16 protein-coding genes are annotated in these 22,772 nt (G+C 61.5%); 12 read left to right on the top strand and 4 right to left on the bottom strand.

The annotated features are described in order from the left end of the window. Nucleotides 1-53 precede the first annotated feature (53 nt). On the top strand, nt 54-2,879 hold the full coding sequence (locus E4A53_RS00440) for a valine--tRNA ligase (protein ID WP_136161144.1): 2,826 nt from the start codon (nt 54-56) through the stop codon (nt 2,877-2,879). A gap of 17 nt (nt 2,880-2,896) precedes the next feature. Here the strand turns inward: E4A53_RS00440 and wecC are convergent, their stop codons facing one another. Both wecC and wecB (E4A53_RS00430) read right to left on the bottom strand, forming a co-directional pair. Further along, nucleotides 2,897-4,195, bottom strand: a complete 1,299-nt coding sequence (gene wecC, locus E4A53_RS00435) for a UDP-N-acetyl-D-mannosamine dehydrogenase (RefSeq protein WP_136161143.1) — start codon at nt 4,193-4,195, stop codon at nt 2,897-2,899. After that, nucleotides 4,173-5,303, bottom strand: a complete 1,131-nt coding sequence (gene wecB / locus E4A53_RS00430) for a non-hydrolyzing UDP-N-acetylglucosamine 2-epimerase (RefSeq protein ID WP_206366180.1) — start codon at nt 5,301-5,303, stop codon at nt 4,173-4,175. Before wecB (E4A53_RS00430) ends, wecC begins: the two co-directional genes overlap by 23 nt. A 155-nt stretch (nt 5,304-5,458) precedes the next feature. On the opposite strand from wecB (E4A53_RS00430), the gene E4A53_RS00425 reads away from it, so the two are divergent. From E4A53_RS00425 to E4A53_RS00410, 4 genes are all read left to right on the top strand, one after another. Next, nucleotides 5,459-6,847: an O-antigen ligase family protein gene (locus E4A53_RS00425; protein ID WP_136161141.1), complete on the top strand. Its 1,389-nt coding sequence runs from the start codon at nt 5,459-5,461 to the stop codon at nt 6,845-6,847. Nucleotides 6,848-6,920: 73 nt separating this feature from the next. Beyond that, on the top strand, nt 6,921-7,640 hold the full coding sequence (locus tag E4A53_RS00420) for a polysaccharide biosynthesis/export family protein (RefSeq protein ID WP_239018061.1): 720 nt from the start codon (nt 6,921-6,923) through the stop codon (nt 7,638-7,640). Nucleotides 7,641-7,671: 31 nt separating this feature from the next. Continuing rightward, a complete protein-coding gene (locus E4A53_RS00415) occupies nt 7,672-9,870 on the top strand; it encodes a GumC family protein (RefSeq protein WP_136161140.1) in 2,199 nt (732 codons plus the stop codon). After that, nucleotides 9,863-11,113: a hypothetical protein gene (locus tag E4A53_RS00410; protein WP_136161139.1), complete on the top strand. Its 1,251-nt coding sequence runs from the start codon at nt 9,863-9,865 to the stop codon at nt 11,111-11,113. The genes E4A53_RS00415 and E4A53_RS00410 overlap by 8 nt, the downstream gene beginning before the upstream one ends. 42 nt (nt 11,114-11,155) lie before the next feature. On the opposite strand, the gene E4A53_RS00405 is transcribed toward E4A53_RS00410, so the two are convergent. Both E4A53_RS00405 and E4A53_RS00400 read right to left on the bottom strand, forming a co-directional pair. Next, complete coding sequence (locus tag E4A53_RS00405; RefSeq protein WP_136161138.1) at nt 11,156-12,724, bottom strand: glycosyl hydrolase family 28-related protein; 1,569 nt, start codon at nt 12,722-12,724, stop codon at nt 11,156-11,158. Nucleotides 12,725-12,807: 83 nt separating this feature from the next. Next, complete coding sequence (locus E4A53_RS00400; RefSeq protein ID WP_239018060.1) at nt 12,808-14,016, bottom strand: DegT/DnrJ/EryC1/StrS family aminotransferase; 1,209 nt, start codon at nt 14,014-14,016, stop codon at nt 12,808-12,810. A gap of 225 nt (nt 14,017-14,241) precedes the next feature. Between E4A53_RS00400 and E4A53_RS00395 the strand changes: the two genes are divergently transcribed. Genes E4A53_RS00395 through E4A53_RS00365 form a run of 7 tightly spaced genes read left to right on the top strand, consistent with a single transcriptional unit; the run spans nt 14,242 to nt 22,765 of the window. Further along, nucleotides 14,242-15,285, top strand: a complete 1,044-nt coding sequence (locus tag E4A53_RS00395) for a polysaccharide biosynthesis protein (RefSeq protein WP_275401782.1) — start codon at nt 14,242-14,244, stop codon at nt 15,283-15,285. Next, nucleotides 15,286-16,404 carry a UDP-2-acetamido-2,6-beta-L-arabino-hexul-4-ose reductase gene (wbjC, locus tag E4A53_RS00390; RefSeq protein ID WP_136161137.1) on the top strand — a complete coding sequence of 373 codons (1,119 nt, stop codon included), beginning with the start codon at nt 15,286-15,288 and terminating at the stop codon, nt 16,402-16,404. Between the two features lies 1 nt (nt 16,405). Then, nucleotides 16,406-17,536: a non-hydrolyzing UDP-N-acetylglucosamine 2-epimerase gene (gene wecB, locus E4A53_RS00385; RefSeq protein ID WP_136161136.1), complete on the top strand. Its 1,131-nt coding sequence runs from the start codon at nt 16,406-16,408 to the stop codon at nt 17,534-17,536. Then, nucleotides 17,537-18,892 carry an oligosaccharide flippase family protein gene (locus E4A53_RS00380; protein ID WP_136161135.1) on the top strand — a complete coding sequence of 452 codons (1,356 nt, stop codon included), beginning with the start codon at nt 17,537-17,539 and terminating at the stop codon, nt 18,890-18,892. A gap of 48 nt (nt 18,893-18,940) precedes the next feature. Then, entirely contained in the window at nt 18,941-20,407 is a 1,467-nt protein-coding gene (locus tag E4A53_RS00375; RefSeq protein ID WP_136161134.1) for an O-antigen ligase family protein, read from the top strand. Continuing rightward, complete coding sequence (locus tag E4A53_RS00370) at nt 20,400-21,545, top strand: glycosyltransferase family 4 protein (protein ID WP_136161133.1); 1,146 nt, start codon at nt 20,400-20,402, stop codon at nt 21,543-21,545. Before E4A53_RS00375 ends, E4A53_RS00370 begins: the two co-directional genes overlap by 8 nt. Next, on the top strand, nt 21,542-22,765 hold the full coding sequence (locus E4A53_RS00365) for a glycosyltransferase (RefSeq protein ID WP_136161132.1): 1,224 nt from the start codon (nt 21,542-21,544) through the stop codon (nt 22,763-22,765). The genes E4A53_RS00370 and E4A53_RS00365 overlap by 4 nt, the downstream gene beginning before the upstream one ends. The last annotated feature ends 7 nt before the right edge of the window (nt 22,766-22,772 follow it).

Here is a 22,772-nt window from a genome sequence, read left to right as displayed (position 1 = left end):
TTCGACGCGCCCGCTTGGCCCGGCCCGGCTCCCTCGTCTAAGGCACAGCGCCTATGACCGAGCTTGCCAAGACCTTCGACCCCGCCGCCATCGAGGCGCACTGGTATGCGCGCTGGGAAAAGGAAGGGCTGTTCCGCCCCGACCGGCCCGGCGCGGTGCCGTTCACCATCGTCAACCCGCCGCCCAACGTCACCGGTTCGCTCCACATCGGCCATGCGCTGGATAACACGTTGCAGGACGTCATGGTCCGCTACGAGCGGCTGCGCGGCAAGGATGCGCTGTGGGTGGTCGGCACCGACCATGCCGGCATCGCGACGCAGATGGTGGTCGAGCGGCAGATGAACGCGCAGGGGCAGAAGCGCACCGATTTCACCCGCGACCAGTTCATCGACAAGGTGTGGGAATGGAAGGCGGAAAGCGGCGGCGCGATTACCGGCCAGCTCCGCCGCCTCGGCTGTTCGATGGACTGGAGCCGCGAACAGTTCACCATGGACCCGCATTTCACCCGCGCGGTGGTGAAGGTGTTCGTCGACCTGCACCGGCAGGGCCTGCTTTACCGCGACAAGCGGCTGGTCAACTGGGACCCCGGCCTGAAAACCGCGATCAGCGATCTGGAGGTCGAGACGCGCGAGGTGAAGGGCGGTTTCTGGCACTTCCGCTATCCGCTGGCCGACGGCGTGCGGCTGGATGACGGGCGCGACTACATCGAAGTCGCGACCACCCGGCCGGAGACGATGCTGGCCGACATGGCAGTGGCGGTGAACCCGGCGGACCCGCGCTATGCCAGCGTGATTGGCAAGGAGATTTTGCAGCCAATCACCGGCCGCCGGTTCCGCATCGTTGCCGACGAGCATGCCGATCCCGAACTGGGCAGCGGCGCGGTCAAGATCACGCCGGGGCACGACTTCAACGACTTCGAGGTCGGCAAGCGCGCCGGGATCAAGCCGGGCGAAATGCTCAACATGCTCGATGCCGATGCCCGGGTGGTGCAGACGGCGGACGGGCTGGTGCCCGACGCCTTCCTCGGCCTTGACCGGTTCGAGGCGCGGGCGCTGGTCGTCGAGCGGATGAAGGAGCAGGGTTTCCTCATCCCGCATGTGGCCAAGGACAAGGACGGCAACCCGGTCGAACAGGATGCGGAGCCGCGCACGATCCAGACTCCCTATGGCGACCGTTCCGGCGTGGTCATCGAGCCGTGGCTGACCGACCAATGGTATGTCGACGCCGCGACGCTGGCCAAGCCGGCGATGGAGGCGGTGCGTTCGGGCGCCATCGAGATCGTGCCCAAGACGTGGGAAAAGACCTATTTCAACTGGATGGAGAACATCCAGCCCTGGTGCGTCTCCCGCCAGCTCTGGTGGGGCCACCGGATTCCGGCGTGGTATGGGCCGAAGCGGCGTGCCGAGGGCGGCATTGAATATGATAACAAGACCGGCGAATTTGAAACGTTCGTCGCCGAGGACGAGGCCACAGCACGAAAACTGGCGGGAGATTACTACGGCGTCGATCCAAGCGATGTTGGCATTGCGAATGACTTTGCAAAGGGATTGACGCGATCTCTCTTCACGTCCGAATTGTCCATCTGGCGCGATGAAGACGTGCTTGACACCTGGTTCTCCTCCGCGCTCTGGCCCTTCGCGACGCTGGGCTGGCCGGACGATGAGGCGACCGCGCCGCTGCTCGCCAAGCACTATCCGAACGACCTGCTGATTTCCGGCTTCGACATCCTGTTCTTCTGGGATGCGCGCATGGCGATGCAGGGCATCCAGTTCATGAAAGATGTGCCGTGGAAGCGGCTCTACCTGCATGGGCTGGTGCGCGCGGCGGACGGGCAGAAAATGTCCAAGTCCAAGGGCAATGTCGTCGATCCGCTCGGCCTGATCGACCAGTATGGCGCCGATGCGCTGCGCTTCTTCATGGCGGCGATGGAGAGCCAGGGGCGCGACATCAAGCTCGATGAAAAGCGGGTCGAGGGCTACCGCAACTTCGCGACCAAGCTGTGGAACGCGGCGCGTTTCTGCCAGGCGAACGGCATCGGCGCGTCGGCGACATTGCGTGCGCCGGCGGCGGCGCTGACCGTCAACCGCTGGATCATCGCCGAGACGCTGGCGACGGTCCGCGCGCTCGACGCGGCGCTGGCGGATTTGCGTTTCGACGAGGCGGCGAACGCGATCTACCATTTCGTCTGGAACCGGTTCTGCGACTGGTATCTGGAGCTGATCAAGGGCCAGATCGACGACGAGACAAAGGCGGTCGCCGGCTGGGTGCTCGACCAGATTCTGGTCATGCTTCACCCGTTCATGCCGTTCGTGACCGAGGAATTGTGGAACGCGCTGGGCACGCGCGCCTACCCGATCATCATCGCCAGATGGCCGCTGGTGGAGGGCGGCGCCGGCACCGACGACACCGACGCAGCGGCGGAGATCGACTGGCTGATCCGGCTGGTCGGCGAGATCCGCGCCGCCCGCACCGAACTGGGCGTGCCGCCGGGCGCGCGGCTGTCGGCAGTGGTGCAGGATGCATCGGCGCTGACCGCGGAGCGGCTGGAGCGGCAGGCGGCGGCGATCGCCCGCCTCGCCCGCATCGCCGAAGTCAGTCATGGCGCCGCCGATGCCGCCGGCGCGCTGCAGATCGTCGTCGACGAGGCGACCTACGTACTGCCCATCGGCGATGTCGTCGACCTGGCCGGCGAGCGCGCCCGGCTGGCCAAGACGCGCGACGCCGCCGCGAAGGAACGCGACAGCCTCGCCGCCCGCCTCGCCAACCCCGCCTTCGTCGAACGCGCGAAGCCGGAAGCGGTCGACAAGGCCCGTGCCGACCACGCGGAAAAGGCGGCGGAAGTCGAGCGGCTGGAAGCCGCGCTGGCGCGGTTGGGGTAGGGGGTGGGGCCCGGCGCTTACCCCGCCAGCTTCAGCGCCGGTGTGCCTTCCGCGCGTTTCGGCTGGTCCGGCCAGATGCCGCGGGTGTCGTAGACGATCTTGTCGGCCCGTTCGTCGAGTGGGACGGAGCGGAACACGTCGTGGTCGACCAGCACGATCAGCAGCGCGCAGTCGATCAGTGCCCGGTCGATGTCGCAGAGCCGCGCGCCAGTGCCGGCGAAGGCGGCTGGCAGCGCGTCGATATGCGGTTCGACGACATGGATGCGCGGGCCGAAGCGGGCGGCGACATGAGTGGCGACCTTCAGCGCCGGGCTTTCGCGGAAATCGTCGATATTCGCCTTGAACGCCAGGCCGAAGCAGGCGACGCCGGCGCCCGGATGCGCTTCTATCATCGCGGTGGCGCGGGCGATGACATGGTCGGTCTTGCCGTCGTTCACCGCGCGCGCGGCGCGGATCAGCGGCGTGTCGTCCGGCGCGCCGTGGACGATGAACCACGGGTCGACCGCGATGCAGTGACCGCCGACGCCGGGGCCGGGTTGCAGAATGTTGACGCGCGGGTGGCGGTTGGCGAGGCGGATCACTTCCCACACATCCAGCCCGGTCGTGTCGGCGACGCGCGACAGTTCGTTGGCGAAGGCGATGTTGACGTCGCGGAAGGCGTTTTCGGTCAGCTTGACCATTTCGGCGGTGCGCGCCGTCGTCGTCACGCACTGGCCGCGCACGAAGCGGCGATAGAAGGTCAGCGCCTTGCGCGCACAACGTGGGGTGATGCCGCCGATGCAGCGGTCGTTGTCGATCAGCTCGACCAGAATACGGCCGGGCAGCACCCGTTCCGGGCAATAGGCGATGGCGATGTCGGCGCCGTCGCCGGCATGGCCCGGCACCCGCAAGTCCGGCCGCAGCCGTGCCAGCAGGTCGCGCAGAGCCTCCGTGGTGCCGACCGGCGATGTCGATTCGAGGATGACCATGTCGCCCGGCTTCAACACTGGCGCGATCGCCCGGCCGGCGGTGAGGATATGGCTGGTATCGGGTACGTGATTGGCACCGAGTGGCGTCGGCACGGCGATGACGAACACGTCGGCCGGCTCGACCGCCAGCGCTGCGCGCAGCAGGCCGCGTTCGACAACGCCCTGGACCAGCCCCGCCAGATCGATCTCCTCGATGTGGATGCGGCCGGAATTGACCGTGTCGACTACTGCCGGCGCGACGTCGACGCCGACCACCGGCGCCCCGGACCGGGCGATCAGCGCTGCCGTCGGCAGGCCGATATAGCCGAGGCCGACGACGCAGACGCTAGGCGGACGATCCAGACTCATCGGCGACGATCCTCGCGATACGTTCGCTGGCATGGCCGTCGCCGAATGGATTATGCGCGCGGGCCATGCTGGCGTAGGCCGCCTTGTCGTCCAGCAGGGTAAATATCTCGTGGACGATCCGGTCCGTGTCGGTGCCGACGAGGCGGGCGGTGCCGGCGGCAATGCCCTCCGGCCGCTCCGTCGTCTCGCGCATGACCAGCACCGGCTTGCCGAGCGCCGGCGCCTCCTCCTGCACGCCGCCGCTGTCGGTCAGAACGATGTCGGCGATGTCCAGCAGGCGGACGAAATGGGGGTAGTCGAGCGGATCGACCAGCGCGACATTCGGCAGATCGCCGAGTACCCGCTCCATCACTCCGCGGACGTTGGGGTTCGGGTGGAGGGGGAAGATGACAGCGCAGTCCAGCCGCGCGGCGACGCCGCGGATCGCCGCGGCGATGTCGGCCATTCCGTTGCCGAAATTCTCGCGCCGATGGCTGGTGACCGCAACGACCCGCCGGCCGGCGAAGCGGGCGACGAGCGGGTCGAGTCCGGCGGCGAGCGCAGGATCGGCCGCGATCCGCGCGCGGGTGGCGAGCAGCGCGTCGATCACGGTGTTGCCGGTGACGTGGATCCGTTCCGGCGCGATATTCTCGCGGCGCAGTGCCGCGGCGGCGGTCTCGGTCGGCGCAAAGTGCTGGTCGGCGATCGTCGAAATGATCCGGCGGTTAACCTCCTCAGGCCACGGGTGATGGATGTTGCCACTGCGCAATCCTGCCTCGACATGTGACACCGGCAGCTTGCGATAGTAGGCCGTGAGCGCGCCAACCATCGCAGTAGCGGTGTCGCCCTGAACGATCACCCGGTCGGGTTTTTCGGTATCGAGGACTCCGCCGATCCCGGTCAACAGCCGCGCGGTTAGCGCCTCAAGGCTCTGGCCCGGCCGCATCAGGTCCAGGTCGATGTCGGGCACGAGGCCGGCGACGGCGAGCACCTGATCGAGCATCGCCCGATGCTGGCCGCTGGCCAGCGTGCGCACCGTAACGCCGCGCCGGCCGCGCAGGGCATCGACCACCGGAAACAGCTTGATTGCCTCAGGCCGCGTGCCGAACAGGACGAGGATTTTACGCATGCGGCATCGGTGCATAGCCGAGCGGGATTAACAAGGGCTAAGAGCGGTCTGCCGTGGAGTTTACGGCGTGGGATCAGGACGCTAATGCCACTTCAATACTAGACGCCCGACCGTGAATGGGTGAATGCACACGCAACAGGACGCCTAACTGACATATGTCCAGACACCGGAAAAAATCGTTCCAGATCAAATGGTCAGTAGGAAGGCTGTCTTTCTGGCTTCCGGTTGCCGCGATCACCGTATTTTTTGTGATGCTCATGTTCGGCGGCGGCGCGTCACGCGCCGACGCCGCGTCGCAGATGTTTGTGCGCGCTACGGCCATTGTCGCATTGGCCGCCACGTTGGTGGTATTCCCGCGCGAGTGCTGGCGCGACATGCGGCAGCCATTCCTGCTGCTAGCCGCGCTAGCCGCGATCATGGCCGTGCAACTCATTCCACTGCCGCCGCAATGGTGGACGGCGATGCCCGGACGGAGCCTGTATGCCGAAGCGGCCGGCGTTATCGGTATCGAACAGCCCTGGCGCCCAATCAGCCTGACGCCGGACCTGACGATCAACAGCCTGCTCGCGATTTTTCCGCCGTTTGCGGCGCTGGTTGCGGCGGCATGGCTGGGGCGGGTGCGGCGGGATTGGGTGCTGGCCGGGGTGGCAGGGCTTGCTCTGGTAACCGGTGTAATGGCCGTGTTCCAATTCGCGGAGGGGCCGACCAGCCCACTGCGTCTCTATCGCGTTTCCAGTTTTGACACGGGTACGGGCTTGTTTGCCAACCGCAATCATAATGCGCTGCTCCTGACAACTGGAATTCCGCTGACGTTGTGGATCGCGACGCGTCGGTTAGCCGGTATCTTCAGTCCGTTGATGCGTTGGGCTATTGCTGGTGCCGTCCTGTTGTTTCTACTGGTTTCGATCGTGGTGGCGGGGTCACGCTCAGGCGTACTCCTGACCGGCTTGGGACTGGGGCTGGGAATTTTGTTGTTGTGGCGGGAAGGTGTGCTGGCGCGAGTCGATCGGCGCCTGTTGGTCGGGAGCGCGGTCGCAGGAGGTATTGCCCTACTGTTCGTTGTTTCGCAGATCGGCAATCTCGATCGTTTCAAGACGGAAGTGATCAGCGGAGACGCGCGTGTGGTCCTGTTTCCCGAATTTGCCGCGTTGGGCCAGCAGTTCTTTCCCGTAGGCGCCGGTTTCGGAAGTTTCGATTCAGTTTACCGTGCTGTGGAGCGGCAGGACGCGCTTTCCGAAATTTATATGAATCATGCACATAACGATATTCTTGAAATAATCATAGAAGGCGGTGCGCTAGCGGGCCTATTGCTTGCGCTGGCCGTAGGCCTCTATGGCCTGGCCTGCTGGCGAGTGTGGCGCGGAGGAGGAAGAGGCTCGCTTACCGTGGGCATGGCGCGACTTGCGTCGATCTTTATTATCATGATTCTATTGCATAGTTTTGTCGATTACCCAGCGCGAACGCCTATCATTGCGGCGTTATTAGCGATTTCGGCATTGTGGCTGTCTTCCGGTGCGTGTTTGGCTCGTGAACGAGGCGGTTGAGCGTGTTCGTAGCTTTACGACAGTGACGCGTCCGTCTACATCGCCCGCTTGCTGCAGAAAGATGTGAAACATAGTGATTTCCCGTTTTTTAAAGTTGTCGTTTGCAGCGCCTTTGGCTCTGGCCGGATGCGCCACGGGGCCGGCGCTGGTGGGCGGGCCGGCGGTACAGGTGCTGGATACGACCGAATTGCCCGCGCCGAAGTATGTCGGCACCGATGGCGAGAAGGTTTATCTCATCGGGCCTTTAGACAAAATATCGGTGACAGTGTTGGGTCTCGAGGAATTGAGTAGCAAGGAAATCCAGGTTGATGCGGGGGGGCGGGTCGCGATTCCGCTTGCCGGGGCGATCGACGCTGGTGGCAAAACGCCGTCGCAGGTTTCTGCTCTCATCGAAGACAAGCTGCGTACCTATGTTCGGAACCCCCAGGTGGCGGTCAACATCGTTGATTACGCAAGCAATGTCATAACCGTGGACGGGCAGGTTCGTGAGCCGGGTATCTATCCTGTGATCGGCGAAATGACGCTGATGCGCGCGGTGGCTTCAGCCAAAGGCGCGGGCGAGTTTGCTAAGTTGCGTGAAGTCGTCTTGTTCCGAAAGGTTGAAGGCCAGCAGTACGCAGCGCTGTACGATCTCGATGCGATCCGTAGAGGCGTGTACGATGACCCACGGGTTTATCCGAGCGACATTGTCGTAGTTGGCGATTCGCCGGCGCGTAGAATGTTCTCGGAGATACTGAAAATCACGCCGCTGATCACGACGCCGCTGGTCACTTTGATCGCCTATCGGCGATGAACTCCTCTTCGACGAGAGCTTCCTTCTGTCCATGAACAAGCCTGATACGATTGCGCGCGACGGCGCCTCTGCCTTGCCCCCAGCATTGTTACTGCAGGTGCGCGACGGTCCGACATTGCCGCTTCTGATGCAGTACTGGCGGATTATCGTTCGCTGGCGGCGGGTGATTATCGGCGCGATATTGGTCGCTGTGCTCATGGGCGTGGCGGTAACCTTGTTGATGACGCGCATGTATACGGCCACGGTGACGGTGGAGATTGCGCGCGAAGAAGCGCAGATCCTGAAAATGGACGGGCTTGAGCCCAAGAACACGGCCGCCGATCAGGAATTCTATCAGACCCAGTATGGGTTGCTCGCGTCGCGCTCGCTGGCTGACCGGGTCGTGCGCGATTTGCGGCTGGCGAATAATCAGGCGTTTCTCGACATGTTCGGGATCAAGCAACCCGTCGCGGCTGGCGCCGGCGAGCGCAGGGCGAACGACGCGGTTGCCCGCGACGCGGCCGAGACCCTTCTCGATCACATTTCGATTTCGCCTGTCCGTCTGTCGCGGCTGGTTTCCATTTCTTTCGCCAGTCCCGATCCCGCTTTCTCTGCGCGCGTGGCCAATGCTTGGGCAAAGTTGTTCATCGAATCCTCTCTCGAGCGGCGCTATGAGACGACCGCCTATGCCCGGCGCTTTCTTGAGGAGCGTTTGACCGAGACGCGTACGCGTCTGGACGAATCCGAACGCAAGCTGGTGGCCTACGCCGCAGATCAGCGGATCATCAGTGTTGGTTCGGCGAGTGCCGATCCCAAGGTGCCGTCCACGGAGCGCCCCCTACTGGCCGACGACCTGACCGCATTCAATGCCGGTCTTGCTGCGGCAACGGCTGAACGGGTCGCTGCGGAGAGTCGCGCGCGCCAAGCGCGGTCTTCGCGAGCATTGCCTGAGGATTTGACCACAGCGGCTATTGCGAACTTGCGACAGGAGCGCGCGCAGGCGGCGGCCGACTATGAAAAGCTGTTGAGCCAATTCGAGCCCGGCTATCCACCTGTGCAAGCGCTTAAGGCACAGATCGCGCAATTCGATCGCAGTATAGTTCGGGAAGAAGCGCGGATCCGGGATTCGATCCAGACCCAATATCGTGAAGCGGTGGACCGTGAAGACGCAATGGCGCGACAGGTTGAGACTTTGAAGAACAACTTCCTCAATCTTCGGCGACGCAGCATCCAGTACAATATTTACCAGCGGGATGTGGATACCAATCGCAGTCTATATGATGGTCTTCTCCAGCGCTATAAGGAAATCGGCATCGCGGGTGGCATCGGTGCCAATAATATTTCTATTGTCGACGAAGCTGAAATTCCCGAAGGGCCGTCCAGGCCACGACCTTTAATCAACCTGCTCCTGGCCTTGGTCGGCGGCGCGGCGATTGGTTTCGGTTTGGCTTTTGTGCTGGAGCAGATCGACGAGGTTATAACCGACCCGGGCGATCTGGAGACGACACTCAATCTACCGCTTCTAGGGGCCATACCTAGTGTCGATGATGGTCTGAGTGTTGCGGATGCACTAAGCGACCGGAAGTCACCGATTTCCGAAGCCTACATGTCGGCCCAGACAAGCCTCCAATTCTCGACCGCCGACGGTGTGCCACGTAGCTTGATGATAACCTCGACGCGGCCCGCGGAAGGCAAATCGACGACGGCGTTTGCCATTGCTCAGTGCCTGGCCAGGCTGCACCGACGTACATTGCTGATAGACGGCGACATGCGGTCTCCGTCGGTACATATTGGCGTTGGAATCGACAACGAGAGAGGATTGAGCAGCCTGTTGTCGGGCAACGCCACACTAGTCGATGTAATACGCGAGAGCAGCATCGATAATCTGGCCGTAGTCAGTGCAGGACCGCCGCCTCCGAATGCAGCCGAGTTGTTGTCTAGCGATCGCATAGAGCAGGTCATCGCAGAGGCGCTGAAGTATTACGACAATGTTGTTATCGACGCGCCGCCAGTTATGGGACTTGCGGACGCCCCGCTGATCGCCAGCAAAGTCGCAGGGACGATTTTTGTGGTCGAGTCGCGTGGAATTCGCGCGGGCCTTGGCAAGATGGCGGTAGGGCGGTTGCAAAATGCACAGGCGCATATCCTGGGCGCCGTCCTGACGAAATTCAGCCAGAAGCATGCGCATTTCGGATATGGCTACGATTACGGTTACGGCTATGGCCAGAAAAAGACCGGAAAGGATGGCTGAACCCAATCGCGACATAACCTGGGACGTGATCGCACCGCGCAGCGTCGCACTGCGTGCCTTCGTTGTAGTGCCGGTTGCTATTCTGTGTCTGTGGCTGGTGGCCGTAACCGGCATATCCAACAGTCGATGGCGAACTAACCCCGCCGCTGCTCATGCTGTTTGGTCTGCCGATGCGCGTGCGGCCGCTGCGTTGGGACGGGCAATGCTTCTCGGAGCTTCCGATAAGCCGGATACGGTAGCGGTCGCCCAAGCCTTGGCAGTCGCCGCCCTGCAACGGGATTCGACAGTCTTGACGGCCTATAATGTCCTGGGGCTGGGGGCCGACATAGCAGGGAAGAAGTTGGCGGCGGATCGCATATTCCGCTACGCTCATCGGCTTTCACGGCGTGATCTTGCCACCGAGCTCTGGTTGATCGAAGCCAATGTGGCACGCGATGACGTCCGCGGGGCCCTCGAGCATTTCGATGCGGCGATGAGCACGTCGAGTCGAGGCTGGGCGACCTTGTCGCCGATTCTGCTCGCGGCGCTCGATGACCCACAACTTGTGGTCCCGATCGCGGACTTGGCCGCGCGCAAGCGCTGGTGGAGTTCTGGCTTTCAGCAGCTGGTAGCGGCGCGCGCGACGCCATTGCCTAATGCGACGCGCTTTTTCATGCGGTTGAATGCGGTTGGAAGCCGTCCGAGCGAGGTCAGTATGCAAACGCTAGTAACGCGGCTGGTCGCAGCTCACATGCCGGAAAATGCCGCCCTGCTTGACGCTTTGGTTGTGGGCGCGCGGCATGCCGGCGTCCGTGACGGCGGCTTCGACCAACAGCGGGGACTAGCGCCGTTCCGGTGGGAACTTACTGAAAATGACAAGGCCACGGCGGAGCGTGCGCGTCGACCCGACGTGCCTGACAATAGCGCGCTCAACTTTTCGGTGGATGGCGGCTTCGCCACGGTGATCGCGCGTCAACTCGTGGCATTGCGACCGGGAGCATATACGCTGTCTGCGGACAGCTATGCGGAGGAAGCGGACGGCGGTTGGGATCTGACATGGTCTGTGTTGTGCGAAAACGCCGGAAATACGGCCGCGTCATTACAGTGGCCGGCATCGACCAAGGGCTGGATCACGCACCGGTCCAGGTTCGTCGTACCGTCCGACTGCCCGTTTCAATGGATTAAGTTGTCGGCAGAGGGTTCGCGTGACGCGATTCGCTTGATTGGCTGGATCGATAATGTCGCGGTGGCGCCTGTTCGTTGAGGCCATCACTTTCAGCGTTTCGGAACGAATTGGAGGGCGGCCTTACGGTGCTGCCACTACCGGAACCTCGTACACCCAACCCTTTTCGATGCCGTCCGAATCTCGCCACGATACGAAGTGTCGGTGGCCGGTTCCAGCGACCTTGCGAATGTCGACGACTTCAAACGTCTTCATGCCGAGATAGTCGCCGGTGACCAGAAGGCCGCCGCTTGAATCTTTGGTAGAGGCCCGTCGCGCGATCGCTGGAATCATCGTGTCGGTGCATTGACGGCCGTCCACATCGAGAAGGCGCGCATAGGGCGCGTCGATGATCAGGCCCTGAACCTGGTTGCCGTAGGTGACGATCGCCGGATAGGCGGTGGCCAGCTTTGTTTGCCCGACGGCGTTTACCGTGACGCCAATGACTTGCCGACTGTCATCTAAGATTGCGGTATAGGTGCTTCCTGTCGTCCGCTCGGTAACGATCGGTGCACGGACATAGCCCGACCCAGGAAAGGTGACGACAGCATGGCTCACTCTGCCGTCTTTGCCGATTGATGCCCACCCTCTCGCCCCGGTGCCGCCGCCGCCTTTGAAAGCCAAAGCGACCAACCGGCACCCTTGGCGGCAGTCTAGGCTGCGTATGACGGTGTGTTCGGCGTTTTCGACGTGGATGCGCGGTCCCCGTTGGGCGAAATATGGCCGGGTGGGATCGTCTGTGCCGCCCAGCCCGCCGCCGTCGATGATAACATTGCTGGTTCGCGGCGCGCCGACTTCACCGACGACAACAGGATTGGCCACCTCCTCGGTATATGGGGCGATGATGCTGAGACTGCGGGCCGACCGGATGTAAAAGCCATATAGGCCACCCTGGGCGACGCAGCCGATAAGTGCGATGTCATGCCCGATGGGCAGGTTATTAGGGGCACCGAGTTGACCGCTGTTATCGATATAGTAACTGTATTTATGCCCTCTGCTTCCCCCCGTATAAAGATCGTGGAAGGTCATTCCGTTGACGGTGGCCATGATACGATGGCAGGCGTTCGATATGATCGCACCGTCCGTGGAAATTCGGGAAATAGATGAGTTGTAAAGATTGGCGAAGGTCGCGCCGTTTACCCATTTCCCTTTGATTTTTATGTTACGGACATCGATGTTTACTCCGCCAAGTGCGGAAGCATCGACAGTCGCACAAAAGAGCGCATCTGTTCCCGATCCATCAATAATGAAATTTTCGAAGCGCAGATCACCGTAAACACGCGGGCGGTCATCGAGCATGACGGCTCTGCCGGTGCCGTTATACAGTAATTTAGTTCGGCCGGAATTGCCGATGAGCGATACGCCGCTCCTCAGAACAAGCGTGTCACCTCCCAGGTTATAAGTGCCGTCGGGGAAATGGAGGCTGCCACCGCCATTGGCAGACATGGTGTCGATCACCGCCTGCAGGATTCTTTGATCAAGCGTCTTGCCGTTGCCGGAGAGGCCGAAATCCGTGACTGAGACGATCGACCGGGTATTTCCCGGGCGGGCCGCAGCGTCGCGACCGGGAGTGGCCGCCGGCGCGGCGGTGACTGCGCTGGTAGCAACCAATCCGCCAAGCGCGCCGCGGCGGGTGACTGAATCCCTGATCATGACATGGGGCTCCGCGCCAGCGAAATGACGCCTTCATTGGGTGTCAGTGGCACGGCAGAACCTCTCGAGATAGAAAGCGCAGATCAGCCCCCGGTGCTAGCTTCAATAAGGACTTGGCTCGTCGCCGCACAGACCCGCTCCACGTCAGCCTCAGTCATCGTCGGATGGGTCAGGAACATCAGGCTTGTTTCGCCCAATTGATGGGCGTTCGCCAGCGGAGTTGCGGGACGTACCCCCGTGCCGTCGAAGGCCTTTTCCAAGTAGACTTCCGAACAGCTGCCGTGAAACAGGGGTGCGCCAAGAGCGTTTACCTCAGCGACAATACGGTCGCGGCTCCAACCCGGCCTCAATCCGCTTGGTTTCACATAGGCATAGAAACGATAATAAGCGTGGGTAAATCCTTCGGCTGGCAGCGGCACTCGCACGGAATTTGCGAATGATCTCAACATTTTATAGTAGCGATGTGCAATCTCCGTTCGCCGTTTCGTCCACTCCTCCATGCGGAGCAGTTGAATCCGGCCGACGGCCGCTTGCATCTCGATCATCCGCCAGTTGGTGCCGAAGCTCTCGTGCAGCCAGCGGAAACCGGGGGTATGTTGGCGCTCGTACACGGCCTCCCAACTCTTGCCATGGTCCTTGAACGACCACATGCGCGACCAGAGATCGCGATCATTGGTGGTCACCATGCCGCCTTCGCCGCCGGTAGTCATGATCTTGTCCTGGCAGAACGACCACGCGCCTATATGGCCAAGCGAGCCGACCATGTGGTTGCCGACCATCGCGCCATGGGCCTGCGCGCAATCTTCTATGACGAATAGGTCGTGCTGCTTGGCTAGAGCCATGATCGCGCTCATGTCGCACGGCCACCCGCCCAGATGAACTGGTATGATAGCCCGCGTCCGGTCGGTAATTGCTGGCTCGATCGTTGCGGCGGAAATATTTCCGCTGTCCTGGTCGACATCGGCGAATACCGGTGTTGCGCCGGCATTCACCACCGTCGAGATCGACGCGATGAAGGTGCGCGGGGTGACGATCACCTCATCGCCGGGGCCAATTTTCAGCGCGTGGAGTGCCAGATCCAGCGCGACGGTGCCGTTCGCCAACGCTATGGCATATTCTGTCCCGGTCCATTTGGCGAATTCGCATTCGAACACGCGCCCTTCGTCGCCGGTCCAGTAGTTGACGCGATTGGAAGCGAGCACGCGCGATACCGCCGCCTGTTCTTCGGCGGTGAAACTTGGCCATGGCGCGATAGGCGGGTTGGGCATATTTTCTTCTCGTGAGACCATCATGCTACGGATCCGGTCTGTAGGCGCCTGGGATCGATCGCGCTAGGCGCCCCTCCTGTCAGCTGGGAATGTCGGTAGGCGCATCGTGGAGGCAGCTTGCCTTGGTCGCGTGCAGCTCCGGCGGCGGTATACTTGATCCGTTAAGGGCGACGACCTATGGCCAAGGGCGTTCGATCTTATCCTTCCAGGCGCGGGGAAATCCGGACGCGATCGTCGTCAAACAAGCGGATGCTCATGTTCCAAGACAAGATTCTCCTGATCACCGGCGGGACCGGCTCGTTCGGATCGACTGTGCTGAAAAGGCTGATCGCTGAACCGTTTCGGGAAATCCGCATTTTCAGCCGCGACGAGAAGAAGCAGGAGGATCAGCGCCTGTTCTATCGGGACAAGCGCTTGCGTTACTATCTGGGCGACGTGCGCGATTACCGTTCGATCGCCGGCGCGACCCAGGGGGCCGATTATATCTTCCATGCTGCCGCGCTTAAGCAGGTGCCGTCGTGCGAATTCCATCCGATGGAAGCGGTCAAGACCAACGTCATGGGCACCGACAACGTGCTGGAGGCGGCGCGCGCCAACCGGGTGGCGCGGGTCGTCTGTCTGTCGACCGACAAGGCAGTCTACCCGATCAACGCGATGGGCATTTCCAAAGCGCTGATGGAAAAGGTGATGATCGCGCAGTCACGCCTGGCGATCGGCGGTGCGACGGTGATCTGCGGGACACGCTACGGCAATGTGCTGGCATCGCGCGGGTCGGTCATCCCGCTGTTCGTCGACCAGATTCGGCGGGGCAAGCCGCTGACCATCACCGACCCGGCAATGACGCGTTTCGTGATGTCGCTCGGCGAGGCGGTCGACTTGGTGCTCCATGCCTTTGCACATGGAAACAACGGCGATCTGTTCGTTCAGAAGGCGCCAGCCGCCACGGTGGAGACGCTGGCACAGGCGGTGAAGGATGTCATGGGCGTCCCCGATCATCCATTGAAGGTGATCGGCACCCGCCACGGCGAGAAGCTTTACGAAACGCTGCTCAGCCGCGAGGAGATGGCGGTAGCGGAGGACCAGGGCGCCTATTACCGGGTACCGCCGGACAACCGCGACCTGAACTACGCGGCATTCGTAGAAACCGGCAACGCCGAGGTTGCCGAACATGCCGATTTCAATTCCCACAACACCCGCATCCTCGACCGTGCCGAGATGGCGGAAACGCTGCTGCGGCTCGATTATATCAAGCGCGTCCGCGAAAACCCGACCGATACGCCAGAGGGTGACTGAATGAGCGGCCGCCGCACCATTGCGGTCACCGGCGCGGGGGGCTTCGTCGGGCGGAATCTGCTACTGCGTCTGAAGGAAACCGGGCGGTTCGACGTCGTGCCTATCCTGCGCGACGCGACCGACCAGGACTGGATGGAACGGATCGGCGCGGCCGATGCGGTCGTCCATCTGGCCGGCGTCAACCGGCCCACGGACCCGGCCGAGTTCGCCACCGGCAATGGCGGCACCGCCGCTCTGCTGGCCGATGCGGTCGAAGCGGCCGGCCGGCCGATCCCGATCCTCTACGCATCCTCCGCGAAGGCGGTCGAGCCTGGCGTCTACGGCGAAAGCAAGAAGGCGGCGGAGGATGTTTTACTCAGCCTGGCGGAACGCACCGGTGCGCCGGTTGCCGTCTATCGGTTGCCCAATATTTTCGGCAAATGGTGCCGCCCGAACTACAACAGCGCAGTTGCCACCTTCTGCCACAACATCGCCCGCGGCCTGCCGATCCGCATCGACAACCCAGCGGCGCCGCTGACGTTGGTCTACATCGACGATGTCATCGACGCTTTCATCAGCCTGCTTGATGCCGGTGCTTTCGCCACCGGCTTTCATGTGGTCGCGCCGGCTTATGACAGCACGGTCGGCGCAGTGGCGGAGATCGTCCGACGGTTCCGCGACGACCGGGCCGACAATCTGATCCAGAATGTCGGCAGCGGCCTGATCCGGGCGCTCTACGCCACCTATGTCTCCTACCTGCCGCCGGTGGAGTTCAGCTACCCGATCGCCAGCCACCGCGACCCGCGCGGTGCATTCTCGGAAATGCTGAAGACCAGGGATGCGGGGCAATTCTCCTATTTCAACGCCCTGCCCGGCGTGACGCGGGGCGGCCATTATCACCACACCAAGACCGAGAAGTTCCTGATCGTCCACGGCGAGGCGCTTTTCCGGTTTCGCCATATGTTGACCGGCGAAGTGCATGAGGTACGCACCAGTGCGGAGGCGCCCGTCGTCGTCGAGACGGTTCCCGGCTGGACCCATGACGTGACCAATGTCGGCGACGGCATCATGGTCTCGCTACTCTGGGCGAATGAGATATTTGACCGCCAGCGCCCCGACACGATTGCCGAGAAGGTTTGACATGGCACGCATGAAGGTGATGACCGTCGTCGGTACGCGGCCGGAGATTATCCGCCTGTCGCGAGTGATGGCGCGGCTTGACGAACATACAGACCATGTGATCGTCCATACTGGCCAGAATTACGATTACGAACTGAACCAGGTCTTTTTCGACGATCTCGGCCTGCGCAAGCCGGATTATTTCCTCGACGCGGCCGGCGGCTCGGCGGCGGAGACGATCGGCAAGATCATCATCGCGGTCGACAAGGTGCTGGCGGAGGTTCAGCCGGAGGCGATGCTGGTCCTCGGCGATACCAACAGTTGCCTCGCGGTGATCCCGGCCAAGCGGCGACGGATCCCGATCTTCCATATGGAAGCGGGCAACCGCTGTTTCGACGACCGGGTGCCGGAGGAGATCAACCGCCGCATTGTCGATCATACCGCCGACATCAACCTGCCCTATTCCGACATCGCCCGTGCCTATCTGCTGGCGGAAGGGCTGCCGGCGGAGCGGGTCATCAAGACCGGCAGCCCGATGTTCGAGGTATTGAACCATTACCGCGCCGGGATCGCCGCGTCGCCGGTGCTGGCCGAGGCCGGGGTGGAGCCGGGCCGTTATTTCCTGGTCAGCGCCCACCGAGAGGAGAACGTCGATTCCGAGCGGAACCTGCGGGCACTGCACGACACGCTGAACGCGATCGCCACGCAATATGACGAGCCGGTGCTCGTCAGCACTCATCCGCGCACGCGCAAGAGGATCGAGCAGCATGGGCTGGAATTCCACGCCAATGTCCGGCTGCTGAAGCCGTTCGGCTTTCTCGCCTACAACGCGCTCCAGGTGCACGCGCACGCGGTGCTGTCGGACAGCGGCACGATCAGCGAGGAAAGTTCGATCCTGAACTTTCCCGCCGTTAACATCCGCGAGGCGCATGAGCGCCCGGAAGCGATGGAGGAAGGTGCGGTGATGATGACCGGCCTTGGCCGGGAACGTGTCCTTCAGGCTCTCGCCATCCTAGAGCACCAGGGGCGCGGCGAGGATCGCACCCTGCGCCTCGTCAGCGACTATGCGATGCCGAATGTTTCCGACAAGGTGCTGCGTCTGATCCTGAGTTATACGGATTTCGTGCAGCGGACCGTCTGGAAACGCTATTAGATGGCGGTCTTTGCTCGAAAGGCACGCCGTATCTTCACGCGCTGGGCGACGCCGTTAACGCAGTTGGTCAGCCCGGATACGCTCAAGCGCTTCCTGTCGCTTTCCAGCTGGACGATGGTGTCGTTCGCCCTCTCGAAGGGGGCGATGATGATCGTCGTCATCTATTTGGCGCGGGTGCTGGGCGCGGAAGACTATGGGCGCCTGACCCTGACTCAAGGTTTGGTCAATGTCCTTGGGCTTTTTGTCATTCTTGGGGCGGGGCCGTTCGTTTCGAAACATGTTCCTCAGATGCTGCAGGAAAGCCCGCAACGCGCCGTTCAGATCGTCAACCTGAGTGGTGCGGTCATTGCGACGACCAGCTTGCTACTTTGCATTGCGGTGCCGTTCGCCAAGGGAACAGTGGCGGTGAATGTGCTGAGTCTGCCCACTGGCTCGCCGATTCCATCGTTGGTGCTGGGATGGGTAATTCTGATGGCATTCAATGAGTTGATGCTGATCGCGCTTTTGTCGCTGGAGAAGGGCAAGGCCCTGGGGACAGTCGCGCTTGTTGTGGCGGGATTGTCGTTGTCGGTCGTTCCATGGTCAGGAATGCGGTGGGGACTGCAGGGCGCCGTTGCGGGTTTCATCGTGGTGGAATCAATCCGGTTTGTCGTGGCAGGACTAGTTTACTTTCGGGTGGTCAAGGGTCTGGGGGCGAACCCGTTTGTCTGGCCGCATCGGTCCGACCTACCTTTGCTTTTGACTTTCGGGCTTCCGGTGTTCCTCACGTCGGCGATGTATTCACCTACAATCTGGGGGGCGCAACTCGTCGTAAAGGCTTTTGCTCCGGATGGTCTCGTCGCTGTTGGCGTTTATGGTTTGATGAGCAATATCCTTGGTGCGCTGCTGTTGGTCAGCAGCCTGACCAATCAGGCCGCGATGCCGGTATTTTCCTCGCTGTTCGCAGCCGGGAACGGTGACGAGTTGAAGCGCGCATCCCGTCTGCTTTGCTGGGCGCAAATGGCGGTGGCGGCAGCGATTAGCATCCCAATTGCCCTTTGTGCCCCCTTTATATTATCCTATGCGGGCCCAGCCTTTGCCGCGGCATGGCCGGCCTTTCTGCTCATGCTCGGCGTGGGCGTCATAACCGCGGGCCAGACCTCCCTTGGAAATTATTTGCTGGCCACGAATCGCCCCTATTTTATTCTAGGGACCACCCTTCCATGGAGTTTGATTGTTCTCAGTGCAGCATTCTTGTTCTCCTCCCACGGCGTTTATGCCTTGGCAGGGGGGATGCTTGTTGGCGCAATAGCGAGGGTTGGCCTGTTTATTTGGGGGTTTACCAAGCAGCTGCGGCCGGCGGCGAGTGCCGCGTGACCATGAAAAGCAGAGAATTGGCGCGGATAGCGCTACATTACCGACGTCGTGAACGGTTGGGCGCTCACCCCGTCGATCATGGAAACGGTGCTTTATTCGCTCCTAGGTCTCAGGAAACGCATGGTTAGCGGAATCTACAATCCTCCTGTCGCGCGCCCCGATTTCCTGTCGCGCTTGGCTTATGTCTTGCCGGTCGTCGCCATCGCTATGCGCGGCTGGTCGGAGACAACCGTAAGCGCTTCCTATGGGGTCCTCGCGGTGTTTGCCTTATGTGGTCGGGGCCCGGCGATCTATGCGCTTTGCCTGTCTTGGTTGTTCACCATGGCCAGTCCCGGAGTGGCGCCAGAAGGTGGGGGCGGCGCCTCGCGCTATATCGTGATCGCTGCTGTCGCTCTGTCGTCTATCGGGCATAGTCGACTTTTTTCATCGAAAGCGCACTCGTCGCGTTTCGCCTTGGCCACCATGTTATTAGGCGCCTTCATTGTCGCCCACTCCATTTTGTTCAGCCCGCTGCTAGATATTTCCATCACCAAAGCGGTGTCGTGGATCGTAACGATGGTCGCGGTGATATCGACATGGTCCGGATGTTCGCCAGATGAAAGAGCCAGAATTGCCAGTGTCATATTCTGGGGGGTGACATCGGTTATTCTGGTCAGTCTGCCGCTCATTGTTCTACCGATCGGTTACCTGGTCAACGGGACCGGTTTTCAGGGGATCATCAATCACCCGCAGGTCATGGGCAGTACTGCGGCATTGGTTGGCACCTGGGCAATCACACGGATGCTGGGACAGAGTAAGCCCAGTTGGACATTGCTGGGAGTGACGGTTATCGGTCTTGTCGTCACCCTGCTGTCGGAAGCGCGGACAGCCGGCCTGGCGATGGTATTCGGCGTGATATTGTCCGTCGCCGTGTTGCCGGTATTTGCGCGCAGATCGCTTGTCGACGTCGCGCCCGGCCTGTTCACTGGCCGGTTCTTCATGGTAATATGGCTTGCCATTCTTGGCGCGATTTCCGCCGCCGGGCTCTTGTCCAATATCATCCAGAATTTCATAACCAAATCGGGCCGTGCGGGTGCTGACGGGCTGTTCAGTGCCTATGATCAGTCTCGCGGTTTCCTGATCGATATGATGTTGGTCAACATCCGGGACCACCCTTATACGGGGATTGGCTTTGGCATTCCGTCGGTTCCCGGCAGCGTATGGGACATCGAGCGCGATCCTATGTTTGGAATTCCCACTGGCGCACCGGTGGAAAAGGGGGTGGCGCCTCTTGCGACCATGGAGGAGCTTGGGTTGTTCGGGGCGGCTCTGGTCGCCTGCTGGCTGATAGTTCTTTTACGTAGTGCGGCGCGCGGAAGCCTAGCCGCTTTTGCGATGTGTCTGGTCATTATTCTGCTCAACATGGGTGAAAACACGCTGTTCTCGCCGGGGGGGCAAGGCTTGCTTGCCATCATCCTTCTGGGCTGGGCCCACGCTGATGGCCTGAACGGGGCGGAGAGCAGAGCGGATGTCTGAAATATGGTTCTGGCAACGCACGCTTTCGCCCCATATGGCGGGTTTGGTGGCTGGGATGGCAGCCCGGGGGCACGCCGTTAACTTCGTTGCGGAGCGAGCCATTTCCGAAGGCCGAGTGAAGCAGGGATGGAAGACGCCGGACACCGGAGAGGCACGACTGCACATGGCGCCCGATCTGCCGGCCGTGTCCCGTCTGGCAGCAGACGTTTCTGCGGACGCCACTCATATTTTCCAGGGCTTTCGTGGTAATGGCCTGGTAGGCGTTGCCCGGCGCGCGCTGATGGCGCGTCGGATCAAGCATTGGGTCGTGATGGAGGCCGTCGACAATGCCGGGTGGCGCGGCGCGGCGCGGCGGCTGGCTTATCGCCGTTTGCTCCGGCAATCGGAAACGCATCTTGCCGGCATATTGGCGATAGGACACAGGACTCCTTCATGGCTGGTGGAATGTGGAGCAAATCCCGACAACGTCTTTCCATTCGCCTATTTCCTACCGGACAATGCGCCAGCCAGCGCCCCTCCCAATTCTGAAACGAAACCGTTTCAGATTTTGTTCGTAGGGGCTCTTATCGAAAGAAAGAGGGTCGACCTGCTTCTCTCGGCTTTACGGTGTATCGCACCGCAGTCTGTCGAATTGACGGTCATCGGGGTTGGACCGTTGGAGGCGATGCTCCGTGTCGAGGCCAGTGCGGTTATGGGGAAGAGGCTGAAATGGCTCGGGCGGCAGCCAATGGATGCGATAGCCAGTCACATGGCGCAGGCGGATTGCTTGGTACTGCCCAGCCGGCATGATGGTTGGGGCGCTGTCGTATCTGAGGCCCTTATGGCTGGGACTCGGGCGATCTGCACTGACAGATGTGGCGCGGCTGAGGCGGTGTACGCCAGTGGTTTAGGGGCGGTTGTCCCCTACGGCGATGTCGCGCAACTGGCGAACGCCATCTCTTGCCAAATTGCGTTGGGACGTCCCACACCGGACAAAAGGGCTGAGCTAGCCGCCTGGGCCCGCTGCCTTGGCGCTAAGGCCGGTGCAGCGTATCTGGATGAAATTCTAGACTATGCGAGGGCCTCCGAGCATTCGATCCGAACGCGGCCGAGTCCGCCTTGGGCGGGGCCCACTTCAACCATTGCTCGGACCCTATGACCGCAGGATTTATGCGCGCTTCTCAACCGGTCATTCTAGTGTCGATAAGCTATTATCTGCCCGGCTATAAAGCGGGCGGACCTATTCGCTCTGTCGCGAACATCGTGGAACAACTGGGTGAGGCATTTGATTTTCGGATCGTGACGGCGGACCGCGATCTGGGGGACGCGCAGGGTTATGACGGGGTCTCTGCCAATGCTTGGACCGCGTGTGGCAAGGCACAGGTCTTTTATCGGGCACCGGGGTGCCGGGGCTGGCGCGCTCTACGTAAGGGCCTGAAGAAAACGCGGTTCGACCTGCTTTATCTGAACAGTTTTTTCAGCGTGGATTCGACCCTGCGGTTTCTGTTGTATCGGCGGCTGGGACTTATCGCTCGCGGGCCGGTGTTGCTCGCCCCCCGTGGCGAACTCTCGCGCGGGGCACTCGCTCTGAAGTCGTCGAAGAAGCGCATTTTCATAGCTCTCGCCAAAGCGTTTGGACTCTATCGCAACGTCACCTTCCATGCTTCGTCGCGTTACGAGGCTGAGGATATCAAGCGGGTTTTGGGCTCGGCGAGCAGAGTGGAAGTGGCAAACAACCTCACCGGGCATTCGGCAGTGCCGTTGTCTGGGCAGGTATCAAGAGGCGATGGGGAGCCGATACGGGCGATATTCCTTTCACGGATCAGCCCGAAGAAAAATCTGGCTGGTGCGATCAAGATACTGTCGAAGCTTCGTAATGTTCGCCTTGATCTCGACGTGTATGGGGTATTGGAAGACAATGTCTATTGGAGGCAGTGTCAGGCCGAGATTGCACACCTTCCAGACAATATTCTGATACACTATCGAGAGGCGTTACACCCGGACAAAGTACTTGCCACACTGTCCGCCTATGATTTCTTTTTCTTCCCCACGCTTGGGGAGAATTACGGCCATGTGATTTCAGAAGCTTTGGCCGCCGGCCTACCTGTGCTGATCAGCGACCAGACGCCGTGGCGTGACTTGAAAAGTAAGGGCGTGGGGGCGGACTTGCCGTTGGATGAGCCCGAGGCATTCCGGAGTTGGATACGGCATTTTGCAACGCTCAGCCCCGATGAACGCCAGGAGGGTCGGCGGGCGGCGCAGGCCTTCAGTAGCGTTCGCCAGACGGCCGCGGATGATCTTCAGGCGAATCGTGCGCTGTTCTACGCAGCGATGGGTCGACCTTTTGACCGTAATCTGATCCGTTCAGCGCAGGATTGATCGGACA

This window comes from Sphingomonas flavalba (genome assembly GCF_004796535.1).
GTDB lineage: Bacteria > Pseudomonadota > Alphaproteobacteria > Sphingomonadales > Sphingomonadaceae > Sphingomonas_L > Sphingomonas_L flavalba.
The sequence above is the reverse complement of the archived record's forward strand: the minus strand, read 5'-3'. Positions and strand labels throughout refer to the sequence as shown.

Bases quoted from the DNA above. Each gene is read 5' to 3' on its own strand.
- E4A53_RS00405 (WP_136161138.1), bottom strand. From the start codon at position 12,724: ATGATCAGGGATTCAGTCACCCGCCGCGGCGCGCTTGGCGGATTGGTT.
- E4A53_RS00425 (WP_136161141.1), top strand. From the start codon at position 5,459: ATGTCCAGACACCGGAAAAAATCGTTCCAGATCAAATGGTCAGTAGGA.
- E4A53_RS00380 (WP_136161135.1), top strand. From the start codon at position 17,537: ATGGCGGTCTTTGCTCGAAAGGCACGCCGTATCTTCACGCGCTGGGCG.
- wecB (WP_136161136.1), top strand. From the start codon at position 16,406: ATGGCACGCATGAAGGTGATGACCGTCGTCGGTACGCGGCCGGAGATT.
- wecC (WP_136161143.1), bottom strand. From the start codon at position 4,195: ATGAGTCTGGATCGTCCGCCTAGCGTCTGCGTCGTCGGCCTCGGCTAT.
- wecB (WP_206366180.1), bottom strand. From the start codon at position 5,303: ATGCGTAAAATCCTCGTCCTGTTCGGCACGCGGCCTGAGGCAATCAAG.
- E4A53_RS00440 (WP_136161144.1), top strand. From the start codon at position 54: ATGACCGAGCTTGCCAAGACCTTCGACCCCGCCGCCATCGAGGCGCAC.
- E4A53_RS00365 (WP_136161132.1), top strand. From the start codon at position 21,542: ATGACCGCAGGATTTATGCGCGCTTCTCAACCGGTCATTCTAGTGTCG.
- wbjC (WP_136161137.1), top strand. From the start codon at position 15,286: ATGAGCGGCCGCCGCACCATTGCGGTCACCGGCGCGGGGGGCTTCGTC.
- E4A53_RS00395 (WP_275401782.1), top strand. From the start codon at position 14,242: ATGCTCATGTTCCAAGACAAGATTCTCCTGATCACCGGCGGGACCGGC.
- E4A53_RS00400 (WP_239018060.1), bottom strand. From the start codon at position 14,016: ATGATGGTCTCACGAGAAGAAAATATGCCCAACCCGCCTATCGCGCCA.
- E4A53_RS00415 (WP_136161140.1), top strand. From the start codon at position 7,672: ATGAACAAGCCTGATACGATTGCGCGCGACGGCGCCTCTGCCTTGCCC.
- E4A53_RS00410 (WP_136161139.1), top strand. From the start codon at position 9,863: ATGGCTGAACCCAATCGCGACATAACCTGGGACGTGATCGCACCGCGC.
- E4A53_RS00370 (WP_136161133.1), top strand. From the start codon at position 20,400: ATGTCTGAAATATGGTTCTGGCAACGCACGCTTTCGCCCCATATGGCG.